The organism is Hydrogenophaga sp. (assembly GCF_035481345.1).
Taxonomy (GTDB): domain Bacteria; phylum Pseudomonadota; class Gammaproteobacteria; order Burkholderiales; family Burkholderiaceae_C; genus Hydrogenophaga.
In genome coordinates, this window is record NZ_DATIGV010000010.1 from 1 (window position 1) to 13,896 (window position 13,896).

Consider the following 13,896-nt stretch of genomic DNA (forward strand, 5'->3'; position numbering starts at 1 on the left):
GCGCACGCTGGCCTTGAGCCGCCGCTGCGCGCGCGAGTAGTCCATGCGGTCGATCACCACGCGCAGGCTCGCGACGGGAGACCATTCGGCGCACTGGCTTTCGCACAGGCGCCAACCCGGCAGCCGCGCGCGCAGCGCCGAGGCGAACTCGCGCGACATGCCCACCTCGATGCGCTCGGCCCAGAAGGTATCGGGCCACTCGGTGAGGGTGCTGTCGTCGATGCGGTAGCGCACGCGCCGCGAAACGAGGTACTCGGGAATCTCCAGGCGCGCGAGCGCCAGCGTGGTGCTGTCGCCGGGCGGTGCGGCCAGCGGCGTGGGCGCGCCCGCCGAGGCGCCGGGCAAGGTCAGCAGCGTGGGCGGGCGATCGGGTGCGGACACGCAGCCGGTGACGAGGGCCATGGTGGCCACCGCGAGCGCGATGGCCGCGGCGCGGCGGTGGAGCAGGGTCGTGGTCATTCGCGTCGGTTCCCGAAAATGATGGCGTTGGGTTTCTCCTCGAGCAGTTCGCTGAAGGAGCGCAGCCCGCGCGCGGCCTGCGAGAGGTCGCGCACGGCGGTCTCCAGGTCCGCGCGCAGCGGCGCGTCCGGCGCGGAGATGTCGGCCAGGCGGTTCATCGCCAGCCGGGCGGACTCGGTGGCCTCGCGCGCGCCCACCAGCGCCTGCTGCAGCTCGGGGCGCGCCTCGCGCACCGTCTGCTCGGCGCTGAGCGACAGGCGCTCGATGGACGCCAGTGTGGCGGTGGAGCTGGCCTGGAGCTGGCGGATGGTCTCGGTCGCCGCCACCAGCGTCTGCCGCGACGCCACGGTCGTCTGCTTCAGTTCGGCCGAGGCATCGGTCAGCGCCGTCTGCACGCCGCCGAGCGTCTTCTGCACCGCCACCAGGGTGTTGCGCATTTCTTCGGCCGTGGCCCGCATCTCGCTCACGGTCTCGCGCAGTGGCAGCTCGGCCACCTGCTCGATCAGCGGGCCGAAGCGGTCCTGCAGCGCGGGAATCTCGGGGTGGCGCGACCCGCCGTACAGCTTCGCGGGCGTCTGCGGCTCGAAGTCGAGTTCCACCGCTTTCTGGCCGGTGACGATGCTCTCGGACACCAGCCGCGCGCGCAGGCCACGGGTCACCAGCGTGGGAATGTCGGCGCCCGCATCGGCGAGCGCCGGTGCCTGCAGCTTCATCACCACCGGCACCGTGGTGCGCAGCGTTGCACCATCGACGCGGATGCCGATCTCGGTGACCTGGCCGATGGCCACGCCCCGAAAGGTCACCGGCGCGCCCACGTACAGGCCGCTCACGTTGTCCTCGTAGAACACCGTCGCCTTCTGCTGGTCGCTGAACCAGTCGCTGCCGCTGAGCCAGAAGATGCCGGCCAGCACGATGAACAGCGCGGCGGCGACGAAGCTGCCGATGAGGAGGGCGTTGCGTTTCATGCGGGATCTCCACGCGCGGGTGGCGCTGGCGGGTCGGGAGGGGCTTGCCTTCGCAGGAAGGCATCGACTGTGGGATGGACGCGGGTCTGCACGAGTTCACTCGGGCGGCCGTGCGCGATCGGTTGCTTGCTGTCCGCGTCGAGGAAGATGCCGTCGTCGGCGATGGCGAACAGGCTCGGCAGTTCGTGGCTGACGAAGACCACCGCCGCGCCCGTGCGCTCGCGGATGTCCAGGATCAGGTCGTCGAGCCGGCGCGAGCTGATCGGGTCCAGGCCCGCCGAGGGCTCGTCGAGGAACAGCAGCGGCGGCTCGGAGGCGATGGCGCGCGCCAGGCCCGCGCGCTTCTTCATGCCGCCGCTCAGGCTGGCCGGCAGCTTGTCGGCGGCATCGGCCATGCCCACCCATTCCAGCACCTCGCGCGCACGCGCCTCCTGCGCCGCGGTGTCCAGCGATGTCTGCCGCGCCAGCGCCAGGCACACGTTTTCCAGGACCGTCATGGACGACCACAGCGCCGCGCTCTGGAACAGCATGCCGAACTTCAGGCGCATGGCCTCGCGCTCGGCCTCGGTGGCGGCCCAGTAGTCCACGCCGCCGTGAAGCACCGCGCCGCTGGCGGGCGCCAGCAGGCCCACCAGGTGCTTGAGCAGCGTGCTCTTGCCGCAGCCGCTGCCGCCCATCACAGCAAAGATGCGCCCGGGCTCCACGTCGAAAGACACGCCGCGCTGGATCAGCTTCTCGCCGAAGCGCATTTCCAGGTTCTGCACGCTCAGCAAGGCCATTCAGATCCCCAGCGTGTTCGCCACCAGCGCGAACACGGCGTCGATGACGATGATGGCCACGATGCTGGTGACCACCGCGCCCGTGGTGGCCACGCCCACGCCAGCGGCGTTGCGCTGCGCGTACAGGCCGTGGTAGCAGCCCACCATGCCGATGAGCGCGCCGAACACCAGCGACTTGGCCGCGCCCAGGCCGAGGTGGGTCCAGGCCAGCGCCTCCGCGGTGCGGTTCATGTACGCCGCGGGCGAGAGTTCAAGCATCACCGAGGCCACCACCATGCCGCCCACCAGGCCCGCGAGGCAGGCGAACACGAAGAGCAGCGGCATCATCACCAGCAGCGCCGCCACGCGCGGCAGCACCAGGAAATCCATCGCGGGCAGGCCCAGCACCTCCAGCGCGTCCACCTCCTCGTTGGTCTGCATGGTGGCCAGTTCGGCCGCGAAGGCCGCGCCGGTTCGCCCGGCGATGACGACGGCGGTGATGATGGCCGCCATCTCGCGCGCCACCGAGATCGCGACCAGATCGGCCACGAAGATGCCGGCGCCGAATTTGAGCAACTGCACCGCGCCCACGAAGGCGAGGATGGCGCCCACGAGGAAGTTGACGAGGCAGACGATGCCCACGGCGCGGGCGCTGGTGTCGGCCAGCACCCGCGCCGCGTCCTGCGCGCGGTAGCGGCGGCGCCCGCCGAGCGCGGCACCGGCCGACAGCAGCACCTCCCCAAGGAAGGTGAGCGGCCGGCGGGCGAAGGCGAGGGAGGGCTTCAGCAAGCGCGGGTCTCCCGGCCCACGGGGGTGGCAGCGAGAATGGCTGTCATCGGACGCATCTTATGCAGTCCACCGGAAACAACCAATGGAAGACCCCAGCTACACCGAACTGCGCGGCGTGGACATCACCATGCTGCGCGCCTTTGACGCCCTGATCCGCGAGCGCAGCGTGTCGCGCGCGGCGGCGCGCCTGTTCCTGAGCCAGCCGGCCGTCAGCGCCTGTCTCAAGCGCCTGCGCGTGGCCTTCGACGACGATCTCTTCGTGCGCACGCAGTACGGCGTCGAGCCTACGCCCCGCGCGCTGGCGCTGGCGCCCAACGTCGAGACGGTGCTCTCGGAACTGCAGCGGCTCATGAGCCGCCACCAGCCCTTCGATCCGGCCGCCTCCGACCGCATCCTGCGCGTGGCGGGCAGCGACCACCTTTGCCGCACGCTGATGCCCGAGTTGTGCCGCACGCTCGGCGCGCTGGGTTCGCGCATGCGCGTGGCCTGGTCGCTGGCCGACTACAGCAAAACCGCCGAGGAACTGGCGCGCGGCGACGTCGACCTCGCGCTGATCCCGCGCATCACACAGGTCACAGGCGTGCAAACCACCACCCTGTGCGAAGACTCCTACGTGGGCGTGGCGCGCCAGGGCCACCCGGTGCTCGCCAGCGGGCTGGACCTCGACGCCTTCTGCGCCTGGCCGCACGTGGTGCTGGGCCAGTCGCGTTCGGTGCTGGACGACACCATCGACAGCCACCTCGCGCGGCTGGACCGTCGCCGCGTGGTGCAGGCCGGCGTCAACTCCTTCAGCCAGATGGTGGACCTGCTGGCCGAGACCGACCTGATCGCCGTCTTCCCCCAGCGCGTGGCGCGCCGCTACCTGCACGTCCTGGGCTCGTGCCCGCTGCCCTTCGAGCTGCCCGACTACCGCCTGCACGCCTGCTGGCACAAGCGCAGCGAGGCCGACGAGGCGGTGGTCTGGCTGCGCGGGCAGGTGATCGAGGCGATCGAGCGCACGCTCTGAACGCCCGCGCCGCGTGGGCAGCTATCAGCCCCACGCATATCTCATATCCAAACGTTTGCTTTGCCCGGGCGCGCGCCACGGCCTATCGTGCGGGCCCTCGCATCCCCCATACCCACGACGGAGACAAGCATGAACCGACGCGACCTGGTGGCCCTGGGCCTGGCCTCGCCCTTCCTTGGCACGGCCCTGGCCCAATCGACGCCCAGCTTCCCCAACCGCCACGTGCGCCTCATCGCCTTCGGCGAACCCGGCGGCCCGCTGGACATCCTGGGCCGCGTGTTCGCCGAGCGCCTGTCCAAGACCTGGGGCCACCCCGTGGTGGTGGAGACCAAGCCCGGCGCGGGCGGCATGATCGCCGCCGACTTCGTGGCCAAGGCGCCGGCCGACGGGCACACCTTGCTGTTCACCATCACGCACACCCAACTGGTGCTGCCCTTTCTGCAGAAGACGCCGTACGACCCGATCAAGGACTTCCAGCCGCTCACGCCCGTGGGCGTCGGTGGCCCGGTGCTGATGGTGCGCAGCGACGCGCCGGTGAACAACGTTCAGGAGTACGTGGCCTGGGCCAAGGCCAGAGGCCGCATCACCTGCGCCACCTGGGGCCAGGGCACGGCGGCGCACCTCTACACCGAGCTGCTGAAGAAGCAGAGCGGCGCGCCCATCGACCATGTGCCCTACAAGGGCCAGGCCGGCGCGCACATCGACCTGTTCGGTGGCGTCATCGATTCGGCCTGGGCCAACCCGTCCACCGCCAAGGTGCACCTGCAGGGGGACAAGAGCTCGGGCGGCAAACCCAAGGTGCGGGTCATCGCCATCGCGGGCAGCCAGCGCAGCGGCACGCTGGCGGACGTGCCCACCTTCGTGGAGCAGGGCTTCAAGGGTGGCTTCGAGACCGAGAGCTGGTTCGGCTTCCTCGCGCCTGCGAAGACGCCGCGCCCCGTCGTCGAGCAGATCGTCCAGGGTCTTCACGAGACCGCAAAGACCGACGAGGTGCGCCAGCGCCTGGTCGACCTCGGCCTGACGCCGCTCACGCAAAGCCCCGAGGCGTTCGCCGCCGCGCAGCAGAAGGAACTGCCTCAATGGGAGGCACTGATCCGCGCGGCCGGCATGCGCGCCAGTTGATCGCAAGGAAGCCATGAACGCACGAGTGATTCCCATCGTTCCCGACCAGGGCACCGCCTACGGCCGCCCGGCGCCCACCCACCGCAAGGAACTGACCGAGGTGGGCGCGGGCACGCCCATGGGCGAGCTGCTGCGCCGCTACTGGCACCCCATCGGCCTGAGCACCGACGCCACCGACACGCCGCGCCAGGTGCGCGTGCTCGGTGAAGACCTGATCCTTTTTCGCGACCAGCAGGGCCGCGCCGGCCTGGTCTACCCGCACTGCGCGCACCGCGGCACCTCGCTGCTGTACGGAAAGGTGGAGGCGAACGGCATCCGCTGTTGCTACCACGGCTGGTTGTTTTCGGTGGACGGCCAATGCCTGGAGCAGCCCTGCGAGCCCGAGGGCGGCAAGTTTCGCGACAAGGTGCGCCAGCCCTGGTACCCGGTGCAGGAACGGTACGGCCTGATCTGGGCCTACATGGGCCCGCCCGGGAAAAAGCCCACGCTGCCGCGCTACGAGGCGCTGGAGAACCTGGACGCGGGCGAGTTCCTCGAGGCCAACGACCGCAGCATCGGCGGCGGCGGCCCGCAGATCATCGACTGCAACTGGCTGCAGCACTACGAGAACCTGGTCGACCCCTTCCACGTCGTGGTGCTGCACTCCACCTTCAGCGGCACGCAGTTCGTCGAGCAGATGGCGCTCATGCCCCAGGTCACCTGGGACCGCGTTGAACTCGGCGTGCGCACGACCTCGGTGCGCCGACTCGACGACGGCAAGACCTTCCGCCGCGTGAGCCAGGCCGCCATCCCCACGCTGCGCGTGATCCCCAGCCCGCGCCTGGGCAAGTTCGGGCGCGTGGAGTCGTTGGGCTGGATCCTGCCCATCGACGACCACCACTTCCGCATCTACGTGGTGGGCCGCGTGAGCGAGGTGGGTGAACTGTCGAAGATGCGCTCGCGCCAGAACGGCAAGCTGTGGGAAGAACTCACGGCCGAGGAGCACCGCGCCTCGCCGGGCGACTACGAGGCCATGGTCAGCCAGGGAAGGATCGCCAGACACTCCGAGGAGCACCTGGCCACCTCCGACCGCGGCATCGTGATGCTGCGCCGCTACCTGCAAAGCCAGCTCGAGGCCGTGCAGCGCGGCGAAGACCCGGCCGGCGTGAGCTTCGACCCCGACGCCCCGCCGGTCTTCTTCGACGCGGGCAATTTCCTGGAAAGCTGAAGCGCCCGATGAGCCTGGACTTCATGGTCAAGGTCGCCCGCAAACGCGCGGAAGCCGAGGACATCGTTCTGCTGGACCTGGAGCGTGAAGGTGCAGCGCTGCCCGCCTTCACCGCCGGCGCGCACATCGACGTGAAAACGCCCTCGGGCGCGGTGCGCCAGTACTCGCTGTGCAACGCCCCCGGCGAGCCCGGCCCGTACCGGATCGCCGTGCTGCGCGAGGCCGGCGGCCGTGGCGGCTCGGCCTCGATGCACGACGCGCTGGCCGAAGGCGACACGCTGCAGGTCTCGGCGCCGCGCAACCACTTCGCCTTGAGCGAGGGCGCGGGCCCGAGCCTGCTGTTCGCGGCCGGCATCGGCATCACGCCTCTCATGGCCATGGCCGAGACCCTGCATGCCCAGGGGCGAGACTTCACGCTGCACTACTGCACGCGCAGCGAGGCCCGCACGGCCTTCCTGCGGCACCTGCGCGGGCGGCCCTACGCGGACCGCGTGCGCTTTCACTTCGATGGCGGCGAGGCCGATCGGCGGCTGGACATCGGCGCCGCGCTGGCCGAGGCGCCGCCGGGGGCACACGTCTACGTCTGCGGGCCGCAGGCCTTCATTACCGGTGTGCAGGAGAGCGCGGCCCGCGCTGGCTGGCCAAGCGACCGCGTGCACTTCGAGCATTTCTCCGGTGCCACCGTGAACACGGGCGGCGACGGTGCCTTCGACGTGGTGCTGGCGCGCAGCGGGCGCACGGTGCGCATCGCGCCCGGCGTGTCCATCACCCAGGCCCTGGCGGCCCAGGGCGTGGCCATCGAGACATCGTGCGAGCAGGGCGTGTGCGGCACCTGCCTCACCGCCGTGCTGGAAGGTGAGGTCGACCACCGCGACCTCTACCTCATGCCCGACGAGCAAGCCCGGCACACGCAGATGCTGCCGTGCTGCTCGCGCGCGAAGTCGGCGCGGCTGGTGCTCGACCTTTGAGGCGTCAGAAGCCTCAGAAGCCTCAGAAGGTGATGTTCACCGACGGCGCGCTGCGCCGGGCCTCGCCGTGGTACACGGCCTCGATGTTGTTGCCATCGGGGTCGAGCGCGAACGCGGCGTAGTAGCCGGGGTGGTACTGGCGTTCGCCCGGCGCGCCGTTGTCCCGGCCGCCGCTGGCCAGGGCCGCCCGGTGGAAGGCCTCGACCATCGCCCGGTTCTTCGCCTGGAAGGCCAGGTGGTGGCGCCCCGTCAGCACGCCTGCGGCGGCGGCGCTGTCGGGCGTGGAGATGAACAGCTCGTCCGCCCAGAAGTACGTGTCGCCTTCGCCTCCCATGGGAATCTCCAGCGCGTCGAACACGGCCGCGTAGAAGCGCTTCGCGGCGGGCAGGTCCTTCACGACGAGCTGGAGGTGGTCGATCAGACTACCGCGGTGCAGGGATTGCGTGCTCATTCGGTGCTCCTTGATTCGATGTCCTTGGGGGCGCGGGCAAGCGCCATGCCCGCTCGCACGGTACACGGCTCAGGGCCGCCGCTGCATCCCCAGCGCATGCAGTGTGTCGATCAGTGTGCGCAACATCCACGCGGCGAGCCGTTCGGGCCAACTGCCGGCGGCGCCCTGGGGCGTGGCCACCGGCGGTCGCCGCCCGGCCTCGCGCGCGCCAAAACCCAGCCGCTGCAGCACCGCGCCTTCCGTGGCGTCGGGCGCATGGCCGGGGCCGAACACCAGTTCCAGCCGGCGCACGCCCTGGGCGTGCAGGGCCTCCATGAGCGGCACCAGTGCGGCCCGTTCGGGCCGCCAGAAGATGGCCTCGCGCGCGTGGCGCGGCGTGTCGAGGACGATGAGCACCTCGTCCCGCGCCGAGGCGTGGGGCAGGCAGTCGCGCCAGTCGCCGCCGGCCACCACCGCGTGGTCCAGGCCCCGGGGCTGGTGCGCGAAGGCGCGCGTGCAGAGCACCGTGACCGGCACCGCCCCCACCTGGCCCAGCCGCTCGCGCAGCACGGCGGCGCCCGCGCGGCCGACGGCACCGAGCACGAGCACGCGCGAAGGGGACGGTGGCTGGCGCATCGGGTCGAGGTGATCAGGAGGAAGGGAAGGGTGCCGCGAGCGCGAACCACACGCCCAGCGCCACCGAGATGATGAAGGCGCCGTCGAGCAGGCCCGCCAGCAGGAAGACCTTGGGTTGCAGGGCCTCCATCATCTCCGGCTGGCGCGCCGAGGCGTCCAGGTAGCGGCTGGCCATGATGCCGATGCCAATGCACGAGCCGAGGGCGCCCAGGCCGATCATGTGGCCGACGGCGAGGGGGAGTTGAGAGAGGTCCGACATGTGAGGCTCCTTGGTGTTGATGGGCTCACTGTGCCGGCCCCAGCGCACGACATCCATGACCCGGGAGGTCATGGCGGCGCTGCCGATGGGTGTGCGCAGAGGGTCTGCTTCTCGCGCCAGCGGGTCTCTTCTTCCAGGTAGCGGATGCGCGTGGCGCCGCGGCTTTGCAGGATCAGCCCGGCCCTGATCTCGGGCAACAGCGCCGCCGTGGGGTGAGAGGTATTGGCGTCGTAGCGCCAGGCCACGCCGCTGCGCAGGTCCACCAGTTCGATCTTGCCGCGATTGGGCGGCACCGTACCGGCCAGCACGATCCAGGGCTCGCCCGCCGTGTGCGAGGCCCGGTGCAGCGTCTGCAGGGTGATGGGGTAGGTGCGCTGGCGCTGCAGCGTGGCGGTGTCCCACTGCGCCACCTCGGCGCGCTGCTCGCGGCCGGGCGCCGGGGGCAGGCGGGCGGCCGACACCAGCCGGCGGCCCTCGTCCAGGAACAGCAGGGCGAGTACGTCCGAGCGCGCGACCTGGTCCTGTGGCGATACCTGCCGCACGATGTCCCACCGCGGGGTGCCCTCAGTGATCCGCAGCCGCAGCAGCAGCAAGTCGCCGTGTGAGGTGCCGACAGCGATCTGGCCCGAGGCGCGGTCGACGCCGATCGCGGTGACCTGGCCGTCGCGTTCCATCTTGAGTCGCGACCCGACCATGGCGCGCTTCGCATGGTCGTAGATCAGCAGTTCGCTGGAGTCGGCGATGAGGTAGAGCCCGCGCACCGGGCTGGCGGCGATCGGCCCCGGTGACCACTGGCCCTTGAGCGTGTGCAGCAGCTCACCGCTGCGCGCGTCCCAGACGCGCGTGCCCGGGCTGTCGTCGTGCGGCGGCTCGCTGGACAGGCCGTTGCTGAGCACGATGCCATCTTCGACGCCGAAGGCGATGTGTTCGGTGCGCGCCGTGTGCGCCTCGCGCATGCGGCGCACACCGGCCTCGCGCGCGTCCCACAGTTCGAGCCGCCCGCTCTCGCGCCCGATGGCCAGCACGCGCAAGCCGGGGTCGAACACCGCCGTGGCCGCGCGGTCGTCGCCATTTCGCTGCACGTCGATGAAGGTCTGCACGAAGTCGGGGTGGATGCGCGGCGGCCACAGGCCGCAGGACAGCATCACCGGCAGGCAGGCCAGCATGGCGAGCCACCGCAGGCCAGTGAGGGCGGATCGGTGGCGTTGCTGAGGCACGGACGGCATGGCGTGGTCTCCCCTGGCGATGACGCGCAGCGGGCTTGCTGGCGTGCCGGTGCGCCGGCCGATGTTAAGGCCGCCGCCTCAGCGCCCCCGCCCCCAGCCCAGCCACACGCCAGCGCCGGTCACCGAACCCAGGCACAACCACGACACCCAGTCCCAGGGCCCGTCGCCCAGCAGCGCCGTGACCAGGCCGACCGCCGAGGCCAGCGCGATCACCACCGGCCAGGCCCACACGGGGCCCAGGGCGTTCCACAGTGCCTTCATGGGTGGGTCGCCTCGCGGTTGAGGCCCGGCGCTTCGCGGCCCGTCAGGGCGGGAGGCGCCAGTTCGGCCGCATCGGTGCTGGTGGTGGCGCCGCGCCGCAGCCACAGGTACAGCCCGCTGCCCAGCACGATGATGGTGAGGATGTCGAGCACGGCCCAGATGATCTGCATCGGCCGCCCGCCGTAGTCGCCGAAGTGCAGCGGCTGTGAGATGAGCAGCCCCGTGAGGTACCAGGGCAACTCTCGGCTGTCCGTCACCCGGCCGGTGACGGCGTCCACCAGCACGGGCTTGAACAGGCGCGAGTTGAGCGGCTCGGTGCCGCGCATGAACACGCCGTAGTGGTGTGGGCTGGTGAACAAGGTGCCGGGGAAGGCCACGAAGCCCACCTTCATCGAGGGCTCCAGCGCCACCGCGGCCGACACCGCCGCCTGCAGGGAGCCGAGCCGATCCCGCTCCAGCGGTGGCCGGCCCTGGTAGGGCGCCACCATCTCGGCCATCTGGTCCGTCTGCCAGTAGCGCACCACCAGGTCGGCCCAGGTGTTGATGACGCCGGTGGCGCCGACCACGAACAGCCAGGTCAGCGTGACGATGCCCAGGAGGTTGTGCAGGTCCAGCCAGCGCACACGGGTCGATCGGTCGCGCCGCACCTCGCCGAAGCGCAGCTTGCGCATGAAGGGCGCGTACAGCACCACGCCCGAGACGATGGCCACCAGCAGCAACAGGCCCATGAAGCCGAGGAACAGCGTGCCCGGCAGGCCCGCGAACAGGTCCACGTGCAGCGAGAACATGAGGTACATGAAGCCACTGTCCAGCGGCGGCTGGCCGAGCTTCTCGCCCGTGCGCGCGTCCACCGCCACCTGTTTGAGGCCCGAGTTCGACAAGGGCGTGTCCGACAGCGTGACGTACCAGACGCGGTCGTCGTCCTCCTCCTGCGAGACGTACATGCCACCCTTCTCCGGGTGCTCGGCGATGGCGATCTCCATCACGCGGTCCAGGCTGATGCGCGGCGCGTCGGCCGCCATCTCGGGCGCCTCTATCTCGGTGCCCAGCAGGTGGCCGATCTCGTGGTGGAAGATGAGCGGCAGGCCGGTGAGGCACAGCAGCAGCATGAAGATGGTGCAGACCAGGCTGCTCCACTTGTGCACCCAGGACCAGGCGCGTAGGGCGCGTGGGCTCGGCATCAGAAGTCCACGCTGGCGCTGACGACGAAGGTGCGCGGCGCGCCGAGCACCAGGTAGCCCCGGCCCGGGAAGCCGCCGGCGGAGGCCCAGTAGCCCTTGTCGAACAGGTTCTCCACGCGACCGCGCAGGGTGAGCAGCCGGCCGTTGAATTCGGTGAGGTAGCGCGCCCCCAGGTCCACGCGCGTCCACGAGGGCACTTCCTGCGCGTTGGCGCCGTCGGCGTACTGCTTGCCGGTGTGGATGAGGCGCGCATCCAGCGTCAGGCCACGCGCGACGGGCAGGTCCCATTCCACGCCGAGGTTGAGCTGGTGCTCGGGCACACCGATCGGATCCTTGCCGTCATTGACCCCGCCCTGGGTGCGCATCTGCGTCGCGTCCAGCAGCGTCAGGCCGCCGAGCACGCGCACCGACTTGGCGGGCGCGCCGAAGACGTTGAGTTCCAGGCCGCGGTTGCGCTGCTCGCCGAACACGCCAAAGACGTTGTTTTCGACGTAGGCGCTGGGCTTGCGCTGCGAGAACAGCGCCACGCTGGCGCCGATGCGCCCGCCGTCGTACTTGGCGCCGATCTCCTTCTGTTTGGAGACGTAGGGCGCGAAGATCTGGCCGGCGTTGGTGATGCCGATGCCCGAGGCGGTGTCGCCCTTGACCAGGCCTTCGGCGTAGTTGGCGTACAGCGACCAGCCGCTGGCGGGCTTGACCACCAGGCCCAGCACCGGCGAGGTGCGGCTCTCGTCGTAGTGCGATTCCTGTGCGCCGGTGTTGTAGTTGTAGGCGGTGTTGCGCAGGGTCTGGTGGCGCGCGCCCAGGGTCAGGCGCAGGCTGTCGCCCATGAAGGACAGGGTGTCCGCGATGGCCAGGCTGCGGGTGCCCAGTCGCTCCACCAGCAGCGGGTTGCCCAGGTCGCCGCCGACGAAGAAGTCGGGCGTCGGTGCGGCCACGGGGAAGGGCTGGTGGAGGTTGTTGGCGTAGCCGGCGAAGTCGGAGAACGCATAGGCGTTGCGCTCGCGCGAGTTGAGCGTGGCGGCCGACACGTTGAACTCGTGGCCCACGCTGCCGGTGCGCGCGCGCCCGCGCAGGCCGATCTCGGCCGTGTACAAGGTCTGCTCGCGCACGTTGTCGAAGCGGTAGGCCGTGGTGTTGCCGGCGGCGTCGGTCAGGGTCGGGTTGGACAGCCGGTTGTCCTCATCGCCCCGGCGCGCGCCGATGGCGCCCCAGGCCAGCAGCGTGTCGCTCAGGTCCACCTCGGCGCGCACGGTGCCGAAGAGGTCGCGGCCGTCGGAATACGTCCAGGGCTGGGCGAAGTTGTGCGACGCCTCGGGTGCGTCCGTGATGGGCGCGCCGTTGGCGGCGGGCGTGACGTTGGGACGCGGCTCGCGCAGGCGGTTGTCCTGGTAGCCCAGGTCGGCCGAGAGGCGCACGCCGCGGCCGCGCCAGTCCAGGCCCACGGCGGCCACGTCCAGGGTCTGCTTCTCGCCGTCCACGCCGGTGCCGCCGTCGCGCCGCGCCAGGTTCAGGCGCAGGCCGGTGGCCTGGTCGGGGCCGAAGCGGCGCGCCAGGTCGGCCGCCAGCGAGACCTGCCCGCCCGTCTGCACGCCCGCGGTGACGCGGCTCAGCGGCTCGTTGGGGGCGCGCTTGGGCACCACGTTGATGAGGCCGCCCAGGCCACCGCCTGCGCTGCTGCCGGGCCCCGCGCCGCCGACGAAGGCGTTGGCGCCGCGCAGGATCTCCACGCGCTCGATGAACTCGGTGGCCATGTACTGGCGCGGCACCAGGCCGTACAGGCCGTTGTAGGCCACGTCGTCGGAGAACACCGGCAGGCCGCGGATGAAATAGACCTGCTGGAAGTTGCCGAAGCCACGCCCTGCGCGCACCGAGGCGTCGTTGAGCAGCACGTCGCCCACGCTGCGGGCCTGCTGGTCCTGCATCAGCTCGGCCGTGTAGGCGGTGGTGGAGAAGGGCGTGTCCATGAGGTCGAGGTTGCCCAGCACGCCCACGCGGCTGCCGCGCGCGACCTGGCCGCCCGCGAAGGGCGCGCTCAGGCCTTCGGCGGAAGCGTCGGCGTTGGCCCGCACGGTGACGGTGGACAGCGTGCCGCCGCTGGGCTCGGCGGCGGGCGCCGCGCTTTGCTGCGCGTGCGCGGCGGTGGCGAGCCAGGCGGCCAGGGCCAGCGCGCTCAGGCGCGGGGCGGCGGATGGGGTGCGAGGGGCGTTCATGGACGGTCTCCGAAGCGGGCGGGTGCGGGGAATGGGAAAGGAATGCGGGAGGCGGTGGGGCGCGGGCCGGTCGGGATTCAGGCGGGGCGGCGCGAGAGCCACATCGCCACGCCCGTGGCCGACACGGCCAGCAGCATCACCCACACCAGCGCGGCCATGCTGGGGTGGTCGGCGGCCAGGCACAGGCCGAGCGAAGCCGCCAAGGCCAGGGCGCCGGCCTGGCGCAGCCGGGCTTGCGCCGTGGGCGACAGCGGGGCGCGCGCGCCGGCCACCTGGGCCCAGTGCGCGGGCATGGCCAGCGCGAACGCGGTCATGCCGGCGAGGCTGCACAGCGCGGCCAGCACGAGCAGGGCGGCTTCAGACATGCGCGGCCTCCTCGCCCGGCAGGGCCGGCGTGGCGGGAGCGGGAGTGGCGG

Annotated in this window: 16 protein-coding genes; 4 read left to right on the top strand and 12 right to left on the bottom strand. The window is 71.2% G+C overall.

Translation table 11 applies throughout. The features are described 5' to 3' along the window. From VLG41_RS00635 to VLG41_RS00650, 4 genes are all read right to left on the bottom strand, one after another. Positions 1-459: PqiC family protein (locus tag VLG41_RS00635; RefSeq protein WP_325347465.1), on the bottom strand; the 459-nt coding region annotated here is incomplete at its 3' end. After that, a complete protein-coding gene (locus VLG41_RS00640) occupies positions 456-1,424 on the bottom strand; it encodes an MlaD family protein (protein ID WP_325347466.1) in 969 nt (322 codons plus the stop codon). The genes VLG41_RS00635 and VLG41_RS00640, both read right to left, overlap by 4 nt. Further along, the gene (locus VLG41_RS00645; RefSeq protein ID WP_325347467.1) at positions 1,421-2,203 is read right to left on the bottom strand and encodes an ABC transporter ATP-binding protein; all 783 of its coding nucleotides are present in this window, start codon (positions 2,201-2,203) and stop codon (positions 1,421-1,423) included. The genes VLG41_RS00640 and VLG41_RS00645 overlap by 4 nt, the downstream gene beginning before the upstream one ends. Beyond that, positions 2,204-2,971, bottom strand: coding sequence for an ABC transporter permease (locus VLG41_RS00650; RefSeq protein ID WP_325347468.1), 768 nt, complete (start codon positions 2,969-2,971; stop codon positions 2,204-2,206). A gap of 82 nt (positions 2,972-3,053) precedes the next feature. Between VLG41_RS00650 and VLG41_RS00655 the strand changes: the two genes are divergently transcribed. From VLG41_RS00655 to VLG41_RS00670, 4 genes are all read left to right on the top strand, one after another. Next, positions 3,054-3,977 (top strand): LysR family transcriptional regulator, encoded by a 924-nt coding sequence (locus tag VLG41_RS00655; protein WP_325347469.1) that lies wholly within the window; start codon positions 3,054-3,056, stop codon positions 3,975-3,977. Positions 3,978-4,106: 129 nt separating this feature from the next. Continuing rightward, entirely contained in the window at positions 4,107-5,099 is a 993-nt protein-coding gene (locus VLG41_RS00660) for a tripartite tricarboxylate transporter substrate binding protein (protein ID WP_325347470.1), read from the top strand. 13 nt (positions 5,100-5,112) lie between these two features. Then, positions 5,113-6,306, top strand: coding sequence for an aromatic ring-hydroxylating dioxygenase subunit alpha (locus VLG41_RS00665; protein ID WP_325347471.1), 1,194 nt, complete (start codon positions 5,113-5,115; stop codon positions 6,304-6,306). 8 nt (positions 6,307-6,314) lie between these two features. Next, positions 6,315-7,274 carry a PDR/VanB family oxidoreductase gene (locus VLG41_RS00670; protein ID WP_325347472.1) on the top strand — a complete coding sequence of 320 codons (960 nt, stop codon included), beginning with the start codon at positions 6,315-6,317 and terminating at the stop codon, positions 7,272-7,274. Positions 7,275-7,296: 22 nt separating this feature from the next. Here VLG41_RS00670 and VLG41_RS00675 read toward each other — a convergent pair whose 3' ends face one another. The 8 genes from VLG41_RS00675 to VLG41_RS00710 all read right to left on the bottom strand — a co-directional run bounded on the left by VLG41_RS00675 (position 7,297) and on the right by VLG41_RS00710 (position 13,845). After that, positions 7,297-7,725, bottom strand: coding sequence for a VOC family protein (locus tag VLG41_RS00675; protein ID WP_325347473.1), 429 nt, complete (start codon positions 7,723-7,725; stop codon positions 7,297-7,299). A 69-nt stretch (positions 7,726-7,794) separates the two neighbouring features. Further along, positions 7,795-8,340, bottom strand: coding sequence for a hypothetical protein (locus tag VLG41_RS00680; protein ID WP_325347474.1), 546 nt, complete (start codon positions 8,338-8,340; stop codon positions 7,795-7,797). Between the two features lie 13 nt (positions 8,341-8,353). Then, positions 8,354-8,599, bottom strand: coding sequence for a F0F1 ATP synthase subunit C (gene atpE / locus VLG41_RS00685; RefSeq protein ID WP_325347475.1), 246 nt, complete (start codon positions 8,597-8,599; stop codon positions 8,354-8,356). A gap of 68 nt (positions 8,600-8,667) precedes the next feature. Further along, complete coding sequence (locus VLG41_RS00690; protein ID WP_325347476.1) at positions 8,668-9,825, bottom strand: hypothetical protein; 1,158 nt, start codon at positions 9,823-9,825, stop codon at positions 8,668-8,670. Between the two features lie 78 nt (positions 9,826-9,903). Then, complete coding sequence (locus VLG41_RS00695) at positions 9,904-10,086, bottom strand: hypothetical protein (RefSeq protein ID WP_325347477.1); 183 nt, start codon at positions 10,084-10,086, stop codon at positions 9,904-9,906. Continuing rightward, a complete protein-coding gene (locus VLG41_RS00700) occupies positions 10,083-11,267 on the bottom strand; it encodes a PepSY domain-containing protein (protein WP_325347478.1) in 1,185 nt (394 codons plus the stop codon). Before VLG41_RS00700 ends, VLG41_RS00695 begins: the two co-directional genes overlap by 4 nt. Next, positions 11,267-13,480, bottom strand: coding sequence for a TonB-dependent receptor (locus VLG41_RS00705; RefSeq protein WP_325347479.1), 2,214 nt, complete (start codon positions 13,478-13,480; stop codon positions 11,267-11,269). The genes VLG41_RS00700 and VLG41_RS00705 overlap by 1 nt, the downstream gene beginning before the upstream one ends. Before the next feature lie 77 nt (positions 13,481-13,557). Beyond that, positions 13,558-13,845, bottom strand: coding sequence for a DUF3325 family protein (locus tag VLG41_RS00710; RefSeq protein ID WP_325347480.1), 288 nt, complete (start codon positions 13,843-13,845; stop codon positions 13,558-13,560). Between the last annotated feature and the right edge of the window lie 51 nt (positions 13,846-13,896).

Bases quoted from the DNA above. Each gene is read 5' to 3' on its own strand.
- VLG41_RS00665 (WP_325347471.1), top strand. From the start codon at position 5,113: ATGAACGCACGAGTGATTCCCATCGTTCCCGACCAGGGCACCGCCTAC.
- atpE (WP_325347475.1), bottom strand. From the start codon at position 8,599: ATGTCGGACCTCTCTCAACTCCCCCTCGCCGTCGGCCACATGATCGGC.
- VLG41_RS00690 (WP_325347476.1), bottom strand. From the start codon at position 9,825: ATGCCGTCCGTGCCTCAGCAACGCCACCGATCCGCCCTCACTGGCCTG.
- VLG41_RS00695 (WP_325347477.1), bottom strand. From the start codon at position 10,086: ATGAAGGCACTGTGGAACGCCCTGGGCCCCGTGTGGGCCTGGCCGGTG.
- VLG41_RS00640 (WP_325347466.1), bottom strand. From the start codon at position 1,424: ATGAAACGCAACGCCCTCCTCATCGGCAGCTTCGTCGCCGCCGCGCTG.
- VLG41_RS00645 (WP_325347467.1), bottom strand. From the start codon at position 2,203: ATGGCCTTGCTGAGCGTGCAGAACCTGGAAATGCGCTTCGGCGAGAAG.
- VLG41_RS00660 (WP_325347470.1), top strand. From the start codon at position 4,107: ATGAACCGACGCGACCTGGTGGCCCTGGGCCTGGCCTCGCCCTTCCTT.
- VLG41_RS00680 (WP_325347474.1), bottom strand. From the start codon at position 8,340: ATGCGCCAGCCACCGTCCCCTTCGCGCGTGCTCGTGCTCGGTGCCGTC.
- VLG41_RS00705 (WP_325347479.1), bottom strand. From the start codon at position 13,480: ATGAACGCCCCTCGCACCCCATCCGCCGCCCCGCGCCTGAGCGCGCTG.
- VLG41_RS00655 (WP_325347469.1), top strand. From the start codon at position 3,054: ATGGAAGACCCCAGCTACACCGAACTGCGCGGCGTGGACATCACCATG.
- VLG41_RS00670 (WP_325347472.1), top strand. From the start codon at position 6,315: ATGAGCCTGGACTTCATGGTCAAGGTCGCCCGCAAACGCGCGGAAGCC.
- VLG41_RS00675 (WP_325347473.1), bottom strand. From the start codon at position 7,725: ATGAGCACGCAATCCCTGCACCGCGGTAGTCTGATCGACCACCTCCAG.
- VLG41_RS00700 (WP_325347478.1), bottom strand. From the start codon at position 11,267: ATGCCGAGCCCACGCGCCCTACGCGCCTGGTCCTGGGTGCACAAGTGG.
- VLG41_RS00710 (WP_325347480.1), bottom strand. From the start codon at position 13,845: ATGTCTGAAGCCGCCCTGCTCGTGCTGGCCGCGCTGTGCAGCCTCGCC.